This is a genomic window from Vibrio natriegens NBRC 15636 = ATCC 14048 = DSM 759 (assembly GCF_035621455.1).
Taxonomy (GTDB): domain Bacteria; phylum Pseudomonadota; class Gammaproteobacteria; order Enterobacterales; family Vibrionaceae; genus Vibrio; species Vibrio natriegens.
In genome coordinates this window covers 92,471-115,550 of record NZ_CP141823.1, presented here as the reverse complement: position 1 = coordinate 115,550, position 23,080 = coordinate 92,471, and the positions used below count along the sequence as shown (strand labels likewise).

Annotated in this window: 18 protein-coding genes; 12 read left to right on the top strand and 6 right to left on the bottom strand. The window is 44.9% G+C overall.

Annotated elements, in window-relative coordinates:
• Positions 1–21 precede the first annotated feature (21 nt).
• Positions 22–1,026, bottom strand: coding sequence for a TMAO reductase system periplasmic protein TorT (torT, locus tag VER99_RS15085; protein WP_020334739.1), 1,005 nt, complete (start codon positions 1,024–1,026; stop codon positions 22–24).
• A gap of 161 nt (positions 1,027–1,187) precedes the next feature.
• Here torT and torS point away from each other — a divergent pair, with 161 nt between their 5' ends.
• On the top strand, positions 1,188–4,139 hold the full coding sequence (gene torS, locus VER99_RS15080; protein ID WP_020334740.1) for a TMAO reductase system sensor histidine kinase/response regulator TorS: 2,952 nt from the start codon (positions 1,188–1,190) through the stop codon (positions 4,137–4,139).
• Positions 4,140–4,186: 47 nt separating this feature from the next.
• Here the strand turns inward: torS and VER99_RS15075 are convergent, their stop codons facing one another.
• The 3 genes from VER99_RS15075 to VER99_RS15065 all read right to left on the bottom strand — a co-directional run bounded on the left by VER99_RS15075 (position 4,187) and on the right by VER99_RS15065 (position 7,937).
• Positions 4,187–4,378 carry a hypothetical protein gene (locus VER99_RS15075; RefSeq protein WP_014234066.1) on the bottom strand — a complete coding sequence of 64 codons (192 nt, stop codon included), beginning with the start codon at positions 4,376–4,378 and terminating at the stop codon, positions 4,187–4,189.
• Positions 4,379–4,396: 18 nt separating this feature from the next.
• Positions 4,397–6,757, bottom strand: a complete 2,361-nt coding sequence (locus VER99_RS15070) for a fatty acid cis/trans isomerase (protein WP_020334741.1) — start codon at positions 6,755–6,757, stop codon at positions 4,397–4,399.
• A 292-nt stretch (positions 6,758–7,049) separates the two neighbouring features.
• Positions 7,050–7,937: a LysR family transcriptional regulator gene (locus VER99_RS15065; RefSeq protein WP_020334742.1), complete on the bottom strand. Its 888-nt coding sequence runs from the start codon at positions 7,935–7,937 to the stop codon at positions 7,050–7,052.
• A 140-nt stretch (positions 7,938–8,077) separates the two neighbouring features.
• On the opposite strand from VER99_RS15065, the gene VER99_RS15060 reads away from it, so the two are divergent.
• The 10 genes from VER99_RS15060 (at position 8,078) to yegS (ending at position 19,090) form a co-directional block, all read left to right on the top strand.
• Positions 8,078–9,595 (top strand): arylsulfatase, encoded by a 1,518-nt coding sequence (locus VER99_RS15060; protein WP_014234069.1) that lies wholly within the window; start codon positions 8,078–8,080, stop codon positions 9,593–9,595.
• Positions 9,596–9,697: 102 nt separating this feature from the next.
• Positions 9,698–10,990: an anaerobic sulfatase maturase gene (locus tag VER99_RS15055; RefSeq protein WP_020334743.1), complete on the top strand. Its 1,293-nt coding sequence runs from the start codon at positions 9,698–9,700 to the stop codon at positions 10,988–10,990.
• Positions 10,991–10,999: 9 nt separating this feature from the next.
• Entirely contained in the window at positions 11,000–11,983 is a 984-nt protein-coding gene (locus VER99_RS15050; RefSeq protein WP_020334744.1) for an AAA family ATPase, read from the top strand.
• Positions 11,984–11,994: 11 nt separating this feature from the next.
• A complete protein-coding gene (locus VER99_RS15045) occupies positions 11,995–12,957 on the top strand; it encodes a DUF58 domain-containing protein (protein WP_020334745.1) in 963 nt (320 codons plus the stop codon).
• The gene (locus VER99_RS15040; RefSeq protein ID WP_020334747.1) at positions 12,958–13,500 is read left to right on the top strand and encodes a DUF4381 domain-containing protein; all 543 of its coding nucleotides are present in this window, start codon (positions 12,958–12,960) and stop codon (positions 13,498–13,500) included.
• A complete protein-coding gene (locus VER99_RS15035) occupies positions 13,493–14,575 on the top strand; it encodes a vWA domain-containing protein (RefSeq protein WP_020334748.1) in 1,083 nt (360 codons plus the stop codon). Before VER99_RS15040 ends, VER99_RS15035 begins: the two co-directional genes overlap by 8 nt.
• A complete protein-coding gene (locus VER99_RS15030) occupies positions 14,568–16,298 on the top strand; it encodes a VWA domain-containing protein (RefSeq protein WP_020334749.1) in 1,731 nt (576 codons plus the stop codon). Before VER99_RS15035 ends, VER99_RS15030 begins: the two co-directional genes overlap by 8 nt.
• Positions 16,295–17,599 carry a BatD family protein gene (locus tag VER99_RS15025; RefSeq protein ID WP_020334750.1) on the top strand — a complete coding sequence of 435 codons (1,305 nt, stop codon included), beginning with the start codon at positions 16,295–16,297 and terminating at the stop codon, positions 17,597–17,599. The genes VER99_RS15030 and VER99_RS15025 overlap by 4 nt, the downstream gene beginning before the upstream one ends.
• Positions 17,600–17,649: 50 nt before the next feature.
• The gene (locus tag VER99_RS15020; protein ID WP_014234077.1) at positions 17,650–18,075 is read left to right on the top strand and encodes a bifunctional diaminohydroxyphosphoribosylaminopyrimidine deaminase/5-amino-6-(5-phosphoribosylamino)uracil reductase RibD; all 426 of its coding nucleotides are present in this window, start codon (positions 17,650–17,652) and stop codon (positions 18,073–18,075) included.
• A gap of 109 nt (positions 18,076–18,184) precedes the next feature.
• Positions 18,185–19,090 carry a lipid kinase YegS gene (gene yegS, locus VER99_RS15015; protein WP_031334714.1) on the top strand — a complete coding sequence of 302 codons (906 nt, stop codon included), beginning with the start codon at positions 18,185–18,187 and terminating at the stop codon, positions 19,088–19,090.
• Positions 19,091–19,107: 17 nt separating this feature from the next.
• Here the strand turns inward: yegS and VER99_RS15010 are convergent, their stop codons facing one another.
• Complete coding sequence (locus tag VER99_RS15010) at positions 19,108–20,730, bottom strand: VRR-NUC domain-containing protein (protein WP_020334752.1); 1,623 nt, start codon at positions 20,728–20,730, stop codon at positions 19,108–19,110.
• Positions 20,731–20,811: 81 nt separating this feature from the next.
• Entirely contained in the window at positions 20,812–22,044 is a 1,233-nt protein-coding gene (locus VER99_RS15005; RefSeq protein WP_014234080.1) for an L-lactate MFS transporter, read from the bottom strand.
• 622 nt (positions 22,045–22,666) lie between these two features.
• Here VER99_RS15005 and VER99_RS15000 point away from each other — a divergent pair.
• Positions 22,667–23,023 (top strand): hypothetical protein, encoded by a 357-nt coding sequence (locus tag VER99_RS15000; protein WP_014234081.1) that lies wholly within the window; start codon positions 22,667–22,669, stop codon positions 23,021–23,023.
• The last annotated feature ends 57 nt before the right edge of the window (positions 23,024–23,080 follow it).

Sequence of the window (23,080 nt, the reverse complement as noted above, 5' to 3'; positions counted from 1 at the left end):
ATGAAACACTTTTTTAATCGATCAATCAATAGGCTTGACACTGAATGTTGGCCTATATTCGGATGGGGATAACGATTCCTGAATTGTATCTTCGTCAAGCGTTGTTGGTGTCAGTGGTATGATGCTCGGTGACGCATGTTTTTCATAAGGTAAGTCTCTCAAGTAGCGTGTTGCCTGAATGAGGGATAGACGACCTTGCTCAACCATTTTATCCGTTGCTGCAAAGAGTACCTTATTACGCAGTAAGCCACGATAAACGCCGTGACTTAAATAGACGGAAACCAAGCCAATCTCACTCGCTTTATCGGCACTGCGCAGCTCACTGATCGCTGCCTCAATGGCCACAGCGCTTCCAACGATGAAGTCAATATTGCCTTGGTCAATGATGCGTTGTACTAGGTTACGCTGTAACTCTTTGTCGTTATCCGCCCACAAAGTCGTAACAACGTGGATATCGCTGTCTTTTATGGCGTCGTAAAAGCCCGTCGCTACCGGTTTTGTTCCACCGCGAGTACGCGGGCCAAGCAACAAAGCGATATTGGTATTGCCAGAACCTTTGGGATGACGTTCGGCTAAATACTTTCCTGCTTCATGTCCCATCCAATACCAATCCACTCCGACTTCACCTTTTAGCAGAGGACTCTGTTTTTTATCTAGAATGAGCTGGTTGACTGTTGCGAATACGGGGGTGTTACCCACTAAATTGGTTAAGTTGTGTTCATAGGCATGAGGGTCGACCGTACCCAAAATGATGGCGTCGGCACCCCATCGATGACACAGCTTGAGTTGTTGTTCCTGACGGTGTTTAACCGGATATCCACCGGCTTCCAATACGCGAAGGTGAACCCCTTGTTTTTCTGCTTCGGAAACCATGCCGTAATTGACAGACAACCAATACGAATCTTTTAGATGTGGGTAAATGGCACAAATTTTTTCTTCAGCTAGCGACGGTAGGGATGCGAATAATGCTCCGGCGAGGACGAAGTGTTTGATAATTGAGCGAAGCAAGCTTTGATTAATAACCATGGATGAAGTTCGTTAGCTTAGATTGAGTGAACAATGCAAAATATAACGTATTATACCCAAATATCCTCAGGATATTTATTTTAGCAATATCACTGTGAAGCTTTCATATTGAAATTATTTGAGTATATTTCGCCAAACACGAATAGTAAGGTCATTAAAATATGCTGCTAGCAACCGCAAGTATCGGTCGTAAGCTTTTGCTCTCTTTTATTGCGATGGCAATGTTGGTCATGTTGTCTGCATTGATCGGCATGTCTGGCTTTTCGATGGTGTCGAAAACGGAAAGGAACGTGGTTGATTCTGCGATTCCTGCCATGATAGAAGCCCGACAGGTCTCTGAACTAAGTTCTCGTATTATTTCTTCTGTTCAGACGCTGTCTAACGCCAAAAATGAGTTCGAGCGACAAGCTGCGGGGCGAGCGCTTTTTGACCAGCTAGAAGTGTTGCTTTCTCATATCAAAAAGCTTGGAAGAGACGCGTTTGATTCCCAGCTACTCGATACGTTAGAAAGCCATGTTCAACAGGTTATTAATAACCTGGGTGATTTGGGCACATCGGTTGAACGTAAGCTCTATCTCGCTAAAGAGATAGAAACTCGGGTCGAAGAAATGCGTTTGCTCAGTGAGGAACTGGAACAACTGACCCGAACTCAAGTGCAAAACACCAGCACTGTCGCTGTCGCGAATGTGACTCACATTTATGGTCTGCTGGAAGCAAACAAAAAAGAACAGGCTTACCAAGCTCTGGATGCGTTGGTAGAAGTCGATTTGGATCTGACCGAACGGTTGCATGAGTTTCATCTGCTGGCGTTTCAGGTTCTCAACCAAATTGAAGAAGCGCGTACACTGACCAATCTAGATCGTATCCAACAAGTTCAGGCGGACTTCGCTAATAACCTTCGAATTATGAAGAGGCGCGTGCAGGCGGTGGAAGATCCGACGTTGTCGACGCGAATGGGGCAGCTGCTTACGGATCTTGGTGAACGTCAGGTCGTCTTTAGCATCTTAATGCATCAATATGAAAATAATGAGCAGTCTCAACAATTAATGCAAAGAACACTGGAGCTATTTGCTGAACTTAACAGTACTGTTAATAAGTTGGTTGATGATTCCAACACTGCCACGTCGGTTGCGATAGATGAAATGACCAGTTCACTCACATTTGCACAGTGGTCATTGGCGATTATTTCGGTGGTTGGCCTCATAGTGGCTATTTTAATTGTTTGGCGTGTTGTTTATGTGTCGGTGCTCAAGCGACTTGGGGAGTATTCATCAGCGTTGCTGTCGGTGGCGCAAGGCAACTTAGCAGTGGATCTGACAGTCAAAGGAAAAGATGAACTCGCGCATATGGGGCGAGCTATTATTACCGCAAGAGACACCGCTCAGGCGTTAAAAGTTGTTGCAGAAGGTGAGGCGAAGGCAAAGAAAGAACTCGAAGAGCATAAAGAACACCTTGAAGAATTGGTAGAGCAACGTACTTCTCAGCTAAAGCAAGCCAATTACCGCTTGAATGAAGAGGTATTAAACCACGCTAAAGCACGTAAGCAGGCAGAACAAGCTAGCCGGGCTAAGTCTGCCTTCCTTTCTACGATGAGCCATGAAATACGTACACCTTTGAATGGGGTGCTAGGAACCGCACGTTTGCTCATGGATTCAGGCTTGAATCCACTGCAAAAACACTATGCCGACATCATTAATCGAAGTGGTAAAACGTTACTTGCCATCATCAATGACGTTCTGGATTACTCAAAAATAGAAGCCGGCCATCTCGAAATACGTCATTCAGACTTCGACTTGCATCAACTGGTGCAAGACACTTACCAGCTAATGGAAAGTCGTGCCAAAGAAAAGAACTTGTTGTTCTCTTACCATATTGAAAGCGATGTGAATAAGTACTGGAAAGGTGACGCAACACGGATCAATCAGGTGCTGAATAATCTGGTTGGTAATGCGATAAAATTCACCCAAGAAGGGGAAATTGATATCTATGTGAGCCTCAATCCTGAAGACGAAACGCAAGTTCTGTTCGAAATTTCCGACACTGGTATTGGTATCGCGGATAAAGAGCAAACATCGCTGTTTGATGCCTTTACTCAAGCCGAAGGTGGATTGAGTCAAACTGGTGGAACGGGGCTTGGCCTTGCGATCAGTAAACGCATTATTGAAGCAATGGATGGCACGTTGGCGTTTGAATCAGAAAAAGGCCAAGGCAGTCGTTTTTGGTTCTCGTTGCCACTCGAAAAGAGCGACGAAGTAAAAACAAATGCGGTTGTAAATACGCCATGTGAAGTGAAAGCCAAAGTATTGCTGGTTGAAGATAACGAAGTAAACCGAGTGGTTGCGGAAGGCTTTCTGCAGAGCATGGGGCACGAAGTCGTCATGGCTGAAAACGGACTTCAGGCAGAAAAAATATTAGAAAAGCAGGATTTCGATATAGCGTTAGTCGACATCAATTTACCTGATTGCAACGGCGCCGATTTAATTCAGCGTCTTAAGTGCATTGAACAGAATAAGCCTCAACGACAAGCGAACTCGCCAACACCGATGGTTGCAGTTTCTGCTCATGTATTTGAAGAGGAAGTGGAACGCTATCTGGAGGCAGGGTTTGATGGTTACTTACCCAAGCCATTAGTGAAAGAATCTCTTGAAGTCATGATTCAAGAGCAGTTAGACGGCAAACCGTTGTTATTGGGCCAAAGAGAGCAGGGTTCATCGCATAAAGAACCCGTTTCCACAGACGATGTTTTGATATCTGTAGATAATAACCCGCTTGCTGCTGAAGATATTATTTCACCACACGTTGTGCTTTCTGATATGAAGATTTTGGGCAGAGAAAGAATGCTGCACATTATTGATTTATTCCGAACCAGCAGCCTGGATGCTCTCAATCAATTAGAGATAGCCGCAGAGAAAGATGACACACGTGAGGTGAGGTCCTTAAGCCATAAACTCAAAGGAAGTTCGGGTAGTTTAGGCTTAAACACGCTAATGAGAACGTTGCAGAGCATCGAAGCCGCTGAGAACCCGCTAGAAGCTTACAAGCAAAAGAAAAGGGTGCTTGCTGATCAAGTAACCGCATCGATAACCGCGCTTGATGAACTGATAGCGGATTAGTGACTTTGATAAAAACAAAAACCTCCGGAAGGTGCCGGAGGTTTTTTCTATTCGCTCATGTCATCTTCCCACTCGAACCGAGTGTCTAGAGCATAAGGGTCATCGTCAAAAGGATGATCCACTCTGCCTCGCAAGTATTCGAGTTGATGCTCAAGCATATTGACCGTATCGTAGTCTCCCTCTGAACAGGCAACGTATATCTGTTGCTCCAGAGCGGCAATGTTATCTCGGATACCCATGAGAACCCCCTTAAATCGTCATCGATTCTCAAAACGATTATAGTCAAGTAATCCAAATTCGATCGGTTGATTTGTACGGTACCAATGATGGAGTCGATCGCTGAACGGCCAGAACTTTTGTGAGCTACGGCGAATCGCAAAACGATCCAATAACTTAACGTAATCCTCTTCATTTTGAATATTGCTGAATTGATCGACAAAATCTTTTACTTGCGCTTCTTCTATCGAAAAAAACGCAGCGGGATAACTTCCAACCACACCACGGACGATGGTCATATCATCTTCTGAGAAGTTGCGATTACTCTCTTCATCGAACAAGCTGGAGATATTTGTATGCGCATTATTGTGGAGCAGGGTAAAGAGTTCATCTTTTCCAGACTTGCTGCGCACCATCAACATTGTTATTTGAGGCACTGGTTTTAACCCTTCACCACTTACCTGTCCGATACGTTTTATCTGCTTTTCATTCTTATCGGAGAGTGCTGTATTGGTGATTTCATAACGAGGATGCAGAATCGGAGACAGATCTTCTTTCAGCTTGTTAAGCAATTCAGACTTCGGATCATCCGTTTGGTAAACAATGCTTGTCGGCTGATTAAACGGCTTAACATTTCTCAATAAGAAATCCGATAATTGAGGGCTTTGGTCTTGATACCAGCTGGATTGCAACTGGTGACGCATGTCTGCCGGTAATAATGAGATAAAGTTACTTTCGCCTTCCATACGCAGAAAGTCCATAAACATACGCGTAATCAATTGGTGGCCAAAGTTGCCGTAGACATCAAACCCGGCTACGAGCAGGTAATGGACTCGTTCAAGCAACACGTAATCCATGACCCAGACCGTTTTAGGCTGGTCGCCCACCAAACCTTGCACAACCGAAGCACTGTCAAAATGGCGGAAAACGGTCAGAGCAGCATTAGCGTTGGTTCCATCACCATCCCAGATAACGTCTGTAGACAGGTGCTCGCCATGTTTGAACCAATGGTTTGCAAAGTCCGACTTCGCTTCAAGGTAGCGAGCTTGTTGGCGAGAGTATTTAACCCAGTTCGCCACAGGCAGAGTGTTGCTTTCTAACTCGCTTGGCAGCTTTAAGTTTTCTGCTTGTGAGCGATAAAACTCGTTCACTTCAGGAATATCGCTTTTATCTGGATCGAGGAAGAATACCCAGAAACGATCGTTAATGACGTTGAGTGCCAACTGACCACGGCAAACCGGACCTTTAATAAACGCCATAATGGTATTTTGCGCATTGTCGAGCATGAACTTAAAACGCGACTTCACTGGAATGTCAGTAAATGAAGTCATTGGGTTCGCGGCAACTTCTGGTTCATAGCTAGGTAGCTCATTGACCGTATAGTCAGGTTGAATAAACCAGTTCTTCCAATTGTCGATGCGCTGTTTATTTAACGCATATGGCATATGTGTTTTGTCTACAATAGTGCCTTGCTCTGGAATGATTCGGTAGTAAACACGTTCCGTGTTTGGATCATCATATGGACGACGGGTTGAAATACGTTTTACAGGCTGACCCGGAGGGGTCTGGGAGCGAACCAGAGAGAAAAAGCGACGTGTCGGCTTATCGCTTAGCTCAGAGAAATACAAATGAGATAAGAACAGGTGCTCATAGATGTAGCGCGCCATGAGCTGGTTCTTGAAGTCATCCTGATTCAGTAACGATTCGTACTTAGTAATCTCGGCTTGTTCATGCCTGCTAATCGGCGTGTGGCTATTCATGACTGCGCCATTTTCCAGCCAGGTCATCAATGTAAGATACTCAGAGTCTGTCAGGTTTGGCATGCCAAAAGGCATCCCCCAAGTCGGGTTGTCTTTCTCATACTGCTCATATTCTTCGATGGTCGGGCAGGTTTGTTCTCTGTCTATCGAAAAATCAAACCCTTCCAACTGAACTTGATCGGGCAGAGGATGACGCTCTTTTTGCACTAACAGTCTTGCGATTAAGCCTGCATCCAAGTTCGCAGCCATGCTTTGCTCACGTTCATTTAAGACCGGGTGAAAGCCGGCATCACGCCATTCTTGAGTGGTTTCTGCGTCTTCAAAAAGACGGGTGGGTGCGACCGCAGTAAGACGTGTACCTTCGTAAACCAGCTTTTTCGTCGCACCTCTATCGATGCCCTCAACCGATGAGAGTTTCAACTGACAAGGTGCGTCGTAGCACGCGTGACAAACCACGCAACGATTATCCACGATCGGCTTTACTTTGTTTTGGAAAAAGTTTGCATGCTGTGTTTCAGCACTCGCGGTACGCTCTCGTACTAATTGAGGGCCAAAAAGCACGTCGTAATTCAGACCAGCATAAGTGGCACAGCCAGCAAAGAGACTAACAATGCAGAGTAAAAGAATGAGGCGCAAATTCATGGAGTTACTTGGTTAAATGAAGTTTAAACTCATTAAAGCAAAATAACAGATTAAATACCAAAGATTACAGCAAGGTGTTTAGAGTAAGGAGCCTAAATCAACCCAAAAGATAAACCGATCCTAGTTCCATAAACAGGTTGGTACTCCATATACAATTTGTTGCAAATAGTTAATTTATATACTATAAACTTTGTTGCATTGCGTTTGGTTTGTTCAGAATTTGTTACTACATAGTCAATACAGTAGTAGAGCCGATGCATGTATTTTGAAAAGTTGTATTAACGGACAAAAGTCAAAGATCGGCGTTTAGTTGAATGATGGCTTTATTGCTGAATGGCTTGCCATGGGCGGCGACAAGTAGCTCTTTAATTTTTTGGCGCAGGGCAAGATGAGCAGGATTGTCAATTTCACGCTTGTGATAGACAAACTTGTAAGGGATGGAGTGAATCGAAATAGGGCAAGGGAGCACTTGCAGGTTTAGCGCCTTACTCCATTTATTTGCAAACGATTTAGAGACGACGCCCAAGCAATCTCGGTCGGCAACATATAAAGCCATGCCTGCTAGCGAAGATGTCACTAAATCGACTTTTCGTTCCTGTATCTTTTCTTTAGCAAGTTGCTCAAACCCAGTCATGTTTTCCCATTTTCCAGAAAATAGACAGTGTCTTTCTTCATAAAACTGTTGTTTTGAAAGTGTTCCTTGGATTCTGGGATGGTCTTCTCGGCAAATGACTACCGCTTCTTCTGAGTATGCATCTTCAATAACAAATGCAGAGTCTTTTGTTATGACAGTATCGATAGCTAAGTCGACTTTTTGTTGCCTTATGAGCTCAAACAGAATGTATTTTTCCGGTGGAGATTCATAAAACACCACGTTTTCAATAGGAGGCATGCTATGTAGCAAAATCTCTGAGCAGCATACTTCAAAATGGTTTTTATCAGATATTGCACTATCAATGATACTTACCGCTTGCTGAAATTGAGGAAGCAATTGATGTGCGGTGGAAGTAAGAGCTATTCCGCGGCCTTTTTTAACGAATAACTGTTTATCTACGACTTGTTCTAAACGCTTTATCGCTGCGCTTACTGCAGGTTGCGTCAACCCAAGTTGCTCCGCTGCCTTTGTGTAGGATTGGAACTCGGCGACGACCAGAAAAGTTTGGATAAGGTTTAAGTCCATAACGCTACTCATAAATTAGATTTATAGATCAACTAATCCTGACGGTATTTATCGTCTGAAATTAGTGCTTTATCTTATAACAGTAATGGTATTGGAATGCGAATGCCATTTTAATGCATCAGCGAACTTTTGGAGAAAATATGAAAAATGCGACCAAAACGAGCAGTAAAAAACTCGTACTTAACGCATGTACTTTAGCGCTAGGTGCTGCTTCTGCAACCGCATACGCAGCTGACAAACCGAACATCCTTGTTATCTTTGGTGATGACGTTGGTTACTGGAACCTCAGTACCTATAACCAAGGGATGATGGCTTACAACACACCGAATATTGACACGATTGCTCAAGAAGGTGCGAAGTTTACTAATTTTTACGCCCAGCAAAGTTCCACAGCAGGCCGTTCAGCATTTATTACCGGTCAGATGCCTAAACGTACAGGCTTGTCTAAAGTAGGCTTGCCTGGCGCACCTGAAGGTATTTCCAAAGAGGACCCAACGATTGCAACCATGCTTAAAGAGCTTGGTTACGCAACGGGTCAGTTTGGTAAAAACCATTTGGGTGACCGAGACGAGCACTTGCCAACAAACCATGGCTTCGATGAGTTCTTCGGTAACCTTTACCACTTAAATGCGGAAGAAGAACCAGAGAATGTTGATTACCCTAAAGATCCAGAATTCAAGAAAAAGTTCGGCCCTCGAGGCGTGATTCACTCGTATGCAGACGGTAAGATTGAAGATACCGGTCCTCTGACCCGTAAACGCATGGAAACCGTCGATGGTGAATTCCTTGATGCGGCAGAAAGTTTCATCGAGAAACAAGTAAAAGCGGACAAACCATTCTTTACTTGGTTCAACACCACTCGTATGCACAACTTCACTCATGTTCCAGAAGAATATCAGGGCAAAACAGGCGCTGGATTCTACGCTGACGGTGTGAAACAGCATGACGATCAAATCGGTCACCTGCTTAATAAGATTAAAGAGCTAGGCATTGATGACAACACTATCATCGTCTACACAACAGATAACGGACCAATGATCAACTTGTGGCCAGACGCTGGTATGACTCCATTCCGTTCTGAGAAAAATACGGGCTGGGAAGGTGCATTCCGCGTTCCTATGCTGATTAAATGGCCAGGGCAAATCGAAGCCGGTAAGACGTTTAACGGTATGATGTCACTGGAAGACTTCTTCCCGACATTGGTTGCCGCGGCAGGTAACGATAAAGTAACGGACGAATTGCTCAAAGGTAAGAAAGTTGGCGATATGAACTACAAAGTTCATTTAGATGGCTACAACCAATTACCATACATTACTGGCAAATCAGAGGAATCAGCTCGAAATGAGTTTGTTTACTGGAGTGATGATGGTGACCTGCTGGCACTGCGTCAAGGTAAGTTCAAGTTCCACTTTATGATCCAAGAAAATGAAACGGGACTAGAAATTTGGCAGAAACCATTTACTAAACTTCGTGTACCGAAGATCTTTGACTTGAGCATTGACCCATTTGAACGTGGTGATACGGGCATGGGCTACAACACTTGGATGTATGAGCGTTCATACTTAATGGCACCAGCGATGGAAGAAGTAAAACAAGTGATGGATACCTTTAAAGAGTTCCCACCACGTATGGAAGCAGGTTCATTTGTTCCTAAGTAACCTTGCACTTAAGCTAAGACTAGAATAAAAATGAATGGCGCTCTCAGGAGCGCCATACTTAAAAAAGAAAGTAGAAAAGCCAACATTCAAAAGAGAGGCTGCATGAGCAAAACTTCACCACGTCATTCTACGGCTATGCCAATTGTTCCGATGAAAACTGCATTTAAATCCGAGCATGGAAATGAACGCCGCTTTCATGTGATGGCGAAACCCGGCGGCGCAAAGTGCAACATTGACTGCCAATATTGCTTTTACTTACACAAAGAAAACCTGCTTCATCAACCAAAACAACCCAAGATGGATGATGAAACCTTAGAGGCGTTTGTTAAGAGTTATATTGAGAGTCAAGATGGCGAACAAATCGTATTTTCGTGGCAGGGCGGTGAACCGACACTGCTTGGGTTAGATTACTTTCGTAAAGTGGTTGAACTGCAAAAGAAATACAAACCTAGCGGAATTCGTATTGAAAACGATTTACAAACGAATGGTATCTTACTCAATGATGAGTGGTGTGAATTTTTATTAGCGAATAACTTCCTGGTCGGCTTATCTATTGATGGTCCAGAAGAGCTGCACGACAAATACCGTAAAACGCGAAGTGGTAAACCGACTTTTCATCTAGTTATGAAGGCGGTAGAAAAACTTCAGCGTCACGGGGTACGGTTTAATGCGCTGGTGACGGTTAACCGCCACAACGTTAAGTACCCTGTGGAAATTTATCGATTCCTCACTCGCGAGTTGGGCGTGACTTATATTCAGCTTGCGCCCGTGGTTGAAGCGAATGACTTTCACACTACCGCGCCTCAGTTCTGGAACGAACAGATGATCCCTGTCATGGGGAGCGAGTTAGCCAAGCCTGGACATCCAATGTCAGTGGTGACGGATTGGTCGGTGGACCCTGATGATTGGGGCAAGTTCCTTAGTGAAATGTTTGTTGAGTGGGTGAACAATGATCTCGGCCGTGTGTTGGTCAACCTGTTTGAAACGGCGGTTGCTCAGGTGATGGGTAAACCAGCGCAACTCTGCATTACCTCAGAGTTCTGCGGAAAGGGCTTAGCGATAGAGCACAACGGTGATGTGTACAGTTGTGACCACTACGTTTATCCTGAATACAAACTTTCCAATATTCACGAACATTCGTTGAACGAGATGGCATTCTCTACGCGTCAGTTTAGCTTTGGTATGGCAAAGCGAGATTCATTGCCGGACTACTGTAAGAAATGTCCTTACCTTAAATACTGTTGGGGCGAATGTCCTAAAAATCGCCTTATTAAGACGCCGGATGGTGAAGAAGGGCTGAATTACCTTTGTTCTGGTATTCGCCGTTTCTTCGATGACACCTTACCTATGCTGGTGGGTCTATCTCAGATTTTACAACAACAGAATTCTAAGTAAGGAAGACGAATGAACAACGCGCAGCAAGCAATTAATAAGCTGATTGAAGAGACAGAGAGAAGCGTCATTGGTCAAAGCCACGTGGTGCAAGCGTTGGTGATTGGTTTATTGACTAATGGACATATTCTGTTGGAAGGTTTACCGGGTACCGCAAAAACGCGTTCAGTAAAATCATTAGCCAATCTTCTGAACACTAGTTTCGGTCGTATTCAGTTCACGCCTGATCTTCTACCTTCGGACGTCACGGGTACCGAGGTTTATCAGGAGTTAGATGGCAAACCGCAGCTACATTTTCAGCCGGGTCCCATTTTTAACAGCATTGTCCTTGCCGATGAGGTTAACCGTGCTCCTGCCAAAGTGCAGGCCGCGCTGCTAGAAGCCATGGCTGAAGGCACAATAACTGTTGGCGATAAAACGCATGTGTTACCCGATCTATTTATGGTTCTAGCGACGCAAAACCCGATCGAGCAAGAAGGGACGTACCCTCTGCCTGAAGCGCAAATGGACCGCTTTATTATGAAGGTTACGGTGGACTACCCGGAAGATGCTGCTGAGCGCGAGATTATTCGTTTGGTTCGTAGCGAAGAGCTCGGGGCGGAAACCAGTTCCGAGTTGGTTACGCCGCAGCATATTGAGCCCGATTTGGTTTTAGAAGCACGCCGTCAATTGCCCGATGTCGCGGTTTCTGAATTAGTTGAAGACTATATTGTCGCGTTGGTGATGGCGACTCGTAAGCCAGAGCGTTATGCAGAGTCGCAATTATCTAAATGGATTGAAATTGGCTCCAGTCCTCGCGCTTCAATTTCGTTGGATAAGTGTGCTCGCGCCTATGCTTGGCTTCAAGGACGTGACCATGTCACACCTGATGATGTCCGTGCTATGGTCCCATCAGTATTAGGACACCGATTCTCACTCACCTATGACGCGCTAGCTGACGGTGTGGATCATCAACGAGTCGTTGAGGAATTACTCGATTACGTTGAAATCGGATAAGTGGTGGCAATATGGCAAAGCCGACACTTGCTCCTAAACCTGAAGAGATAGATCACCGTTTATATTGTGATTACGCAAGGCTGGTGCGATTACAAGCGCAAGCTGAGTCGTTTAGTTTACTCCCTCACCTGAAAGCTGGCAGTGTGTTATCTGGCCGACACAACTCTCTTTTTCGCGGTCGCGGACTGAATTTTGAAGAGTTGCGTCATTACCAGTTAGGGGATGATATTCGTAATCTCGATTGGAAAGTGACGATGCGCACGGGCAAGCCTCATGTGCGTAGTTATACCGAAGAAAAAGATCGCAATGTCATCGTCTGTGTTGATCAACGCAGTGCGATGTTTTTTGCTTCCACAGAGGTGATGAAGTCGGTGGTTGCTGCAGAAGTTGCAGCAATGTGTGGGTGGCGAGTATTAAAAGATGGTGACCGAGTAGGATTTGTTATTGCTTCCCATCAAGCCCTGTGTCATTCAAAGCCACAGAGTTCGCAAAACGATCTTTTAACACAGCTAAAACACTTATCACGGGCGAACCAATCCCTTAGCGTTGATTCGGTCGATTCCGAAAAAGTAACGTTTAGTCGCTGGGTTGAACTGATAAAGCGAATGAAGCTCAAACAATCCACGCTGATTTTTATTAGCGACTGGAGTGACTGTGACGAGCAGCACCTCGACCACCTGAAACAGCTTCAACAGCACAACGACATTCTCGCCGTGATGGTCAGCGATCCACTTGAACAAACACTGCCAGATGACTTAGCAACATCAAAATGGGTGGTTGGTGATGGTCAATATCAGCTCAATTTGGATAGTAAAGCAAAAGTGGAAGCTGCAAGCGCAAAACTGGAAGCGAAAACAGATGTGCAGCGTCAATCTTTAGCGCAACTGATGGCAATTAAGCATCTGCCTTACATTGAGCTTGATACCACTGGCCAGCATGTCAAAGAGTTTCAAAAATTGGTAGGAGGGCGCTAGATGAGTGATCTTCCGCAACCCCCTGGCTCTTACATTCTGAGTGAGCTACATGACGTACCCGTACCGCCCAGTGTCAGCTGGTATCCGCAAACTGTCGGCTGGAAAATTCTAGCTGTGATATTCGTGCTGGCTTTAGTGTACATGGCTTATCGCATTCTGAGTAAATGGTGGATAAACCGCTATCGCAAGGAAGCATTGGATATGATCAGTCAGATTAATCCAAGCGATAGTGACATGCCGAAAACGCTATTCTCGATTCTAAAAATTGTTTTGATTCATATAAACAGCCGCAATGCCAGACTGTTTGATGGTGCTTTTCTTTCTAAACTTGACGAGCTGGAACCGAAAAAACAGGCTTTCAATGATGAAGTTTCCACATTGTGGCTCAAGAGTATCGTTAACCCCAAGATCGATCTTACGTATCAACAGCGAGTGCTTTTGATCGAGAAAGCAAACTTTTGGGTCAAAGAGCATTCGCATACGTCTGTCTCAAATATATCAACGCAAGGAACAGAGCCGAAGCAAGGTGGTCAGAATGATTGATCTCCTCTCTTTCATGGGGCTGTCTGGCTTTGAGCTTGCGCACCCTTTATGGCTGATTATTTTACCCCTGCCACTCGTGGTTTATTATCTGGTTCCTGCTTACCGAACTAAACAGACAGCGATTAAAGTACCGTTTTTTTCCCAACTGGTTGAAGCCATTGGTGAAACTCCGTCAGAGGGTGCAAGCCAGCTAACGCCAAGTTGGTGGCAGCGCGCGACGTTAATTCTCTCTTGGATATTGGTTGTTTGTGCGATGGCTAAGCCCACGATTCTGGGTGAGCCGCAAGTTCGAGAAAGCCTTGGTCGAGATGTCATGGTTGTGGTTGATCTTTCGGGCTCAATGGCTGAGGCTGATTTTACCTCGCGTACGGGTGAAAAAATCTCTCGCTTAGAAGCCGCCAAAGAAGTATTGGCAGATTTCGTGCAGTCACGTAAAGGCGATCGGCTTGGTTTGGTGCTGTTTGGTGACGCTGCATTTGTGCAAACCCCGTTTACTGCTGATCAAAGCGTGTGGTTAGAACTGCTTAATCAAACTGACGTTGCGATGGCTGGGCAGAGTACGCACCTTGGAGATGCGATTGGGTTAGCGATAAAAGTGTTTGAGCAGAGCGATAAGACTCGTAGTGAGTTAACGCAAGCGACAGAGCGTGAAAAAGTTGCGATTGTATTAACTGATGGCAACGACACTGGCAGTTTTGTTGAACCAATAGACGCGGCAAAAGTGGCAAAAGCGAAGGGGGTTCGCGTGCACGTTATCGCGATGGGCGATCCCCAAACCATTGGTGAAACGGCGCTTGATATGGACACGATTACACGAATCGCGGCTGAATCAGGAGGCGAGGCATTTGAAGCGCTCAACCGGGACGAGTTGGCAAAGGCCTATGAAGAAATCAGCCTGCTTGAGCCAGAGTTGTATGAAAGTACGACCTATCGGCCTAAACAAAGTTTGCACCATTACCTGATGGTCTTGGTGGTATTGATGCATTTGCTCGCGTTCAGTGTGGCGACACTCAGACGAAGAACCAAAGCGCGCTTTTCGACGGGGAAAGTATCGGTAGGAGAGCACGATGTTTGATTCTCTCAGCTTAACGCAATTTTTTACTCAGTTTCATTTCATTCGTCCTTTGTGGCTATTGGCGCTGATCCCGATGGTTTTCCTGATTTGGCTACGCTGGCATGAGGAGAGCAAACCAAGCTGGAAAGACATCCTGCCCGATCATTTACGTGAGGTACTGACAATAGGTGAGCATGGCTGGCGGAAACAATTGCCACTAAAACTCCTGATGGTCAATGTATTCATCGCTATTTTGATTTGTGCGGGCCCAAGTTGGCAGCGAGAGGCGTCACCATTTGGTGAGGACAAAGCGTCAATGCTGGTGGTTTTGGATAATAGCGACTCTATGTTGCAAAAAGATCTGCCGCCAAGTCGCTTAGAACGTTCTAAACAAAAAATCCGTGATCTACTCGCTGCAAGAAAAGGTGGTAAAACGGGGTTGGTGGTGTTTGCGGGAACGGCACACGTCGCTATGCCGATCACACAAGACAGCGCTGTTTTTGACCCATTCCTCGCGGCAATTGATCCCGAAATTATGCCGGTTAAAGGTAAACTCGCGGAGCAGGCATTACCTCTTATTGACCAGCAATTACAAGGATTAGCCGGCTCAACGGTGCTCTTAGTGACAGATGGTGTTAACCCTGCCACCATCAGTAAGTATGAAGATTATTTTGCCGATAAACCCTATCAGCTGTTGATATTGGCCGCTGGCAACCCTGATATTGTCAGTAATAACCCGATCGATCTCGATTCGTTGCAAACACTTGCAAGTAAAACTGATGGAAGACTTATTGAAGTAAGTGTTGATAACACAGACATTCAGCAATTGAGCCGGTATGTAGAGCGTAATATGCAGCTAAATGGTGAGTCTTCTATGCCATGGAAAGACATGGGCTATGTGCTTTTGTTTCCTATTGCGTTGATTATGCTGATCTGGTTCCGAAAAGGTTGGTTAGTTCAATGGTGCTTGATCGCAATGGTATCTGGAAGCGTGATGATGCCCGGCGAGGTAATGGCTGAAAATGTATCGCTAAAAGCTGAAGAGCCTCAAGTTGTACAAAAAGTGACGACGTTCGACAAAGCCGCCCAGTGGTGGTGGGACTTGTGGTTGACACCTGATCAACAAGGACAGCGGTTGTTCAACAAACAAGCGTATTTGGATGCGGCAAAGCATTTCTCAGATCCGTTACGAAAAGGAACCGCTTATTACTATGCCAGTGAATTTGAGCTAGCCCATAGCGCGTTTTTAGAAATGCAGAATGATCCTTCGGAAGAAGTTAGAGACTTTGGTTTATACAATGCGGCCAGCGCATTGGCACGTCAACGTGAATACTTGGCAGCGAGAGACTTGCTTCAATCATTGGCTAACAAACCAACACTAAGCCAAGCGTTACGCCCTGATGTTGAGCATAATTTGAAAGTCATCGGCGGCATTGTTGAGGACATCAATCAGATGAGTGAAAGTCAGGCCGGAACGGAACAAGAGATGTCGACTGAGCTTGGTGATAATCCGCAAACAGCAGAAGGGGCGGAAGAGCAAACGTCGCAAGAAATGATGATCAAAGAGACACTGAGTGCCGCAGAAATATTAGGCAATCAAGAGGTGGCAGATAAGTGGCTAAAACGTGTCGAGTCAGATCCAAGGGACTTTCTACGTGCAAAATTTCAAATTCAACTCAACTCGCCGGCAGCGAGTGGTACTACTGATGAACGTGGTAATGATAACGAGGAGATAACGCAATGATAGAGCTATTTCGACGCGTTATGAGCCGCTACCTGCCTTGCTTTTTCATAGTATTGACCAGTTTCTGTACAAGTGGTTTGGTGAGTGCACAAGATATCAATCAGTTACAGCGCAATCATGATGTGGAGATAAAAGCGTGGGTTGGAAAAGCGACAAGTAACGAGGAAAATCGTAACTCACCCAACTTCAGTGTCAACGAGCAAGTCATTCTGACTATAGAGGTGGCGACGCCGCGCTGGTTTACTGGCGGAACGCGAGTGGGCTCTGTGGAAATTCCGGATGTGATTGCCAAACAACGTAACCAACTGGCAACCAATTTCACTGAGAGAAAAGGTGGGCAAACCTGGTCGCGCCAACGTTGGGAAGTGACGTTGTATCCTCAAGTATCGGGTGATTTTGTCGTTCCTCCCATTGCAGTGTGGGTTCAAGTTTCAGCGCCTGATGGAAAAAACGTCTCAGGAACTCTTTACACGCAGCCAATTCGGTTTTCAGCATCGTTACCGTCTGGCTTATTGAGCGACAATACCCAGTGGTTTACTGCGACACATGTCGACGTAAATCAAGAGTGGGAAACGTCTTCTGAACCGCTAAAAGTTGGCGATGCGATCACGCGAAAAGTAACGATAACCGCACAGGACAGCTTGTCGGTGTTACTACCTGACCTGCTAAAAGGTGAGTCTAACGATAGTTATCAAACTTACTTACAGCCTCATCAGCTTACCGATACACAAACGCGTGGAGACTATCAATCTACCCGAACTGAAGAAAGTGTGTATGTGATTCAGCAGGGAGGAGAGTTCTCGTTACCTGCTTATGAATTCCAATGGTGGAACAGCGAAACGCAGCAGCTCGAAAGCATCGTGATTGAAGGACAATCATTTCAAGCAAAACATACGTTAAAGTCGTTTGTTAAAGCCTATTTCGTCTGGATTATCGGTCTGGTGAGCACTTTGGTTTTGGGGTTTGTTTTCCTTCTAGCCATCAAGCGTTATTACCGTTCAAGGCCAATTCCACCATGGCTGAACTTGCATCGATTACTCAAAGAAAATCGCTGGGGAGAGGCGAGAGCCGCCCTTTACAGGCAGTTACGAGTGAACACTTATGAATTGGAGATGCGCCATGCAGATTCCAGTGACTCATGGCAGAAAAGCGCATCTCGAATGCAAAGTGGAGAACGCAGTTCTAGCCTGATCAAGTCGATGTGGCGTAAAATTCAGACGAAACAAAGTCATCTTAAACTTCGCATACCAAAAGCTTTACCTCAATTGGATAAGTTAAAGCAAAGAGATGGTATTGAATAAAGCTGAGCGCTACTATAGTCCTTTGTTTTTCATTAAAGAATAGATGTTACATGAGCCAAGAATTTATGCGCCGTGCGTTGGAGATTTCTCGAAATGCACTACCAGCGTGTCAACCTAATCCACCAGTAGGCTGTGTTTTAGTTAAAGACGGTCAGATCGTCTCCGAGGGCTACACTCAGGCTATCGGTGGAAATCATGCCGAAGTGGAAGCGTTGAATGGATACAAGGGAACGTTAGAGCAGGTCACCGCTTATGTGACACTTGAGCCTTGTTCGTTTGTTGGAAGAACGCCTGCCTGTGCGGTGACATTGGTAAATACTGGCATCAAAAAGGTTGTCGTTGCCATGCTCGATCCCGATCCTCGCAACAGCGGCCGTGGTATCGCTATCTTAGAGCAAGCTGGTGTTGAAGTAGAAGTCGGAGTTTGCGGTGAGGAAGTGAGTGCGTTTTTGACGCCGTATTTGGGTAAATCTTAGTTATTTATCAAACAGACCACTTTAACCGTTTTAAGTAGGGAGTTTTTGTCTACACTCTCGAAAGTACCGAGCAGTAAGAAACGCTACTAAGCCACAGAGACGGATTTCAATGAAAACAATACGAGCGATACTAAACGGCAAAAAGGCTGGCATACCCGAGCTAAGAAACGCGATTATGGAGACGCGTGAGCAAGGCGTCGACGTGCAAGTTCGTGTGACTTGGGAATCCCTAGACATGCCACGTTTAGTTAAGGAAGCCGTAAATGAAGGGATTACGCGTATTGTTGTTGCAGGCGGCGATGGGACGATCAATGAAGCAGTTTCGGCGATTGCTCAAATTGAAGACGACCAGCGGCCTGAACTGGCGATAATTCCACTTGGCACCGCCAATGACTTTGCTACTGCCAATCGTATTCCTGTTTCTATTTCTGACGCCTTGTCTTTGGCTGTGAATGGACAATCCGTTTCTGTTGATTGTGTAAAAGCGAATGATCGTTACTTTATCAATGTCGCTACGGCAGGGTTTGGTGCCGAAATTACCACTGAAACACCAGTCGAATTGAAGAATTTTTTAGGTGGCGGAGCTTATACTCTGACAGGTGTGGTAAAAGCTTTGGGCTTTAAACCGTACGATGGAACCATCACAGTCGATGACGGAAGCTACGAAGGTGGGATATTACTCGGTGCATTCTGCAATGGCCGTTTGGCGGGCGGTGGCCAGTCGTTGGCTCCAAACGCGATGATCGATGATGGTTTAATGGATTTAACGCTGGTTTGTCCATTCTTACCTCATGACTTGCCTAAAGTGATCGAAGAGATCAATAACCCAAGGATTACAGGCGAGTTCGTTAAGCACACACGGACAAGCTGGTTGGAAATTGACTTCCCAAATCCATTACCTCTGAATTTAGATGGGGAGCCATATCGCTCGCGTAAAATACGTTTCGAAGTGTTACCTCAAAGCATTCAGTTAATTCTACCGAGTGACTGTCCGTGTGTTGGTACATCTGGATAATCCCCTTGTTATCCTCATTATGTGGTTGTTTTGGCAGTCACGTAACAGACTGAAAACGGTACCTTAAGTCGGTTAAACTCTTTATTCCAGCGCCATTGATTGTCTTGCAGTTTATCACCAGGGCCTTTCACTTCTATCCATTCAAATTGATCTCCCTTAAATGCAATTAGGTCCGGCATACCATTACGGTAGAGCTTGAGATCACGGAGTTGGACGCTGAATAGATCGACTAGCATTGACGTCGGAATGGTTGTGAGTGCATGTTCGATAAGCGCTTTACTTACCGCGCCCCAATGAACGAACGGATTGCTTATCCCAATCTTGGCATCGTATCTTTCTATTAACTGTTTTGTATTTCCAGTTTCGAGGCTATTGAACGCGGATGTGATTAACTTTTCGCGTTTAGAAGCAAAGTCACTGTGATACAAATCGAGTGGGCGATGTTGGTAGGCGTTTATAAAAGCGCCTTCTACGGGAGCAAAAATGGCGTCCCAGAAGGTTAAACCAAATAATGCATTGAGCAACGTATTCTCTGCATAAAATACTTGCCAGCCCAATTTTTCAAAGTGTTCCTTGGTGACAAGTTCGACTCGTTGTTGTGATAAATCCAGTTCAAGACGATGTTCATCGCACTGTGGCTTGGGTGTTCTTGGTACCTTTTGTCCAAGTTTTCGCTTTACGCGTTGTTCTAGCTTTTGTGCCACTTCAAACTCGGAGGCATTGATAGGTGCTTCTAACATACTTGTGACAATGTCACTCAATCGCGTGTTTTGCTCCAATTTATCATAAATGCGTGCGCGGCGTTCTCTACTCGGTGGGAGTTGGGTTTGCTCAAAAAGCGCCAGTGCGATTTCAAGTTCATTGATACGCTCGTAGTCTCTTGCTATGTCGTTAAGCATGTGTTCACGCTTTCTATCCACGTAGTCGTGCTTGACTGCGTCTGGCATGGCTTCAATGAGCAGATCAAGGTTGGTCTTATCTTTACGATCAAATTGCCAGTACAGGTTTGAGAGTTGACTGAGTTCAATCAATCTATCAATTTGCTCTCGCGAATCAAAAAATCGGCGCTCTTTGCTTAACTGATAGTGTTCGAACTGATGCAAGCCAAGATCATCGAGTACGAACTGGCTTAAATCCTGATGAGTATTGGCGAAGAATAACGTGAGCAAGACATCAATCATATGAGCGGCATTCAGCCGGATCACAGAAAATTCTAGTAAATCAAACTGGTCGAACTCAGTATTGCTCAAACACTCAACGAGATTGTCTTTTTTCAGTGATTTAGGTAGCTCAGGGTAAAGCGCAGAGATTTCTGACTTGGTCAGTAAGTGAGTCGCTAACTCTTGGTGGGAAAGCGCAGGGGATAGCTCAATAAGTCCCGATTGTTCGAGCTCTGACAGGGCTTGGTGAAGAGAGGGAATTTCCTGATAATTGAGTTTATCACTGCGAAACCAACACCCTTTACGGCTATACAGTCGCACTAACAGGCATTGTGATGGTTTGTCCAGTTGCTCGAATGTTGTGAGCCAATGGTGCTCTTCCTCTAGTAATAAGTCACTGTACCAATGCGCAGCATGTTGGGTTAGTTTGAGGAAATTATCTAAATAGTAATCTGGTGCAAGTTCGACAGGTTTTTGCATAATTCGACAGGATTTTTATACCGATAACAAAAAAGGCTTAACCAATAGGTTAAGCCTTTTCAACATCAAATCAATCCACAATTATGCGATTTTAAGCTTCGCAACTTTTGCTTCAGTTAGTGGCTTAGTGATGAATGCTAATACGATACATACTGCCATCATTGCTGCAGAAACGGTGTAAGCCAGAGTGTAACCTTCGCCATTCGTCATTGAGTAACCAACTACAGCTGCACCAATAGCGCCACCAATACCCCATGCTGTGTATAGCACACCATAGTTAGTTCCGTAGTTTTTCAGACCGTAGAATTCTGCTGTAAGAGTAGGGAATACAGCCAGAAGTGTGCCGTAACCAACTGCTGCGATAGCGGTACCAATGATTAGGGTAAACTCTGAATCGAACGTTGCGAACAACGCCATGTTGACGCCTTGCAGGATGAAAGCAAGCAGAAGCGTGCGAACGCCGCCAATTTTGTCTGCAAGCATACCAGCAACAACACGACCACCTGAGTTGAATACTGCAAGAATAGACGCCAGGTAAACCGCGTTAGGCAGGTTAGCTTGAACACTTGCAATTGTCGTGATGTTACCGATGATCATAAGACCAACAGAAGCTGCAAACGCATACATGATCCATAGTGAGTAGAACTGTGGCGTTTTCAGCATCGCTTTCCAGGTTAAATCGTCAGACTTTTTAAGCGCTTTAGGTGCTTGGCCTTCTTTTACTTTAGGCTCTGCTGGCGTGTAATCGGCTGGTGGGTTGTTAATGGTTGCTGCAAGTGGAACGGCAATCGCCAGGACACCAACACCAAGAATCATAAAGCTGGTTTGGATGCCCAGGCTTTCGATCAATGCAGACGTTACAGGCGCTAGGTAAATAGCTGCCAGACCAAAACCTGCTGCGATGATTCCGTTAACCATACCTTTCTTAGAGGCGTGGAACCATTTCATTGCAGAAGGTGACAAACATGCGTAACCAAAGCCGATACCAGCACCAGTGATCACACCGAAAGTGATGTTCAGCATCAATGGTGAGTCAACAAAGCCAGATGCGATCATGCCCAAACCTGTTAGAACCGTACCAAGAATAAGGATCAAACGTGGACCCATGCGGTCTTGTAGGATGCCTGCAACAAGAAGACAGATAGAGAAAGTGATGGTTGCAGTCGCGTACGGTGCAGAAGCTTCTGCAGCTGTCCAACCGGATTCAGTTACCAGTGCCTTATTGAATACACTCCAAGCATACAGGATGCCAAGACAAAGGTTGATGCAGAAACCTGCTAGCAGGATACGCATCGCTTTATCAATCTTACTCATTTTTTCTCTCGGTTAACTCTTTGTCGGGAGTATGGAACCAATCGCTGACAATCAGCATTTGGAATTCCTTCTCTCCAGCATTAAAGAGTGGTGGGTTTAAAGGTGTTTTTTATAAAAATAAGTTTGCGTTTTTCAACATTTGACGCAATTGGCGCGGATTATAACCAATAAATATGTGATTGGAATCTCTTTTTGAGGTTAGTTTTAAAATTTATTTGAATCTATAAAACCATGTGCACCTATACGGCGATAGATGTAAATAACTCGTTAATGGGGTTGGGTGGTGTCGTTGTCTTGTTTGATGCTGTAAAGAAATTAGGTGAACATGTTGAACTTAGATATTTAGTTCACATTTTTAGAGAAAAGTTACGAAATATTTCTGTGTTAACACTTTGTGACAAGATTGCCTAAAATGAGAGCTTCTAAAGCTAAGTATTGGATACAAAGGATTTATAAGGATTAAGTTGTTAACCTTTTGTAATAAGGTTATTTGGTTGGGTGGGTTGTACATAAAGCGAGCAAAAAATGTGCTTGTAATAGCATGCAAAATGAGCAGAATATAGCGAAAAATGAGTTTTCATTTATGAAGGGATGCTTTTTTCGATTTATTGTGAGGTAACTTATGAAACTGTTCCTAGTGCTTTTCGCTTCTGTTTCTGCAGGTGTGGCATCGGCAGAGCATTTCCATTCATTTATGTTAGGTCTTTCTATCGCTTCCTTGGCTGTTGGTAGCTGCTACTTTTTCGCTTTTCGTAGCTCTCGCTTCCCGCAACTTGCGCTGTTCTTGTTAATCTGTGGCATGCTGTCTAAATTGGCAATTACCGTTACTGGTGTAATGTGGGGTATGTCTGCGGAACTGATTACTTCGCCTATAGTGTTTGCGTTGTCTTACTTCTTCTTCTCTCTGGCAGTAACGTATCTGTGGTTTAGTTACCGCCAAAGCGTTACACGAGTTCCAGAGCGCTTTAAAGCCGCGTAAAAAAGATAATGTTAGAAAAACGCCAGCGATAATTCGCTGGCGTTTTGCTTTTTGTAT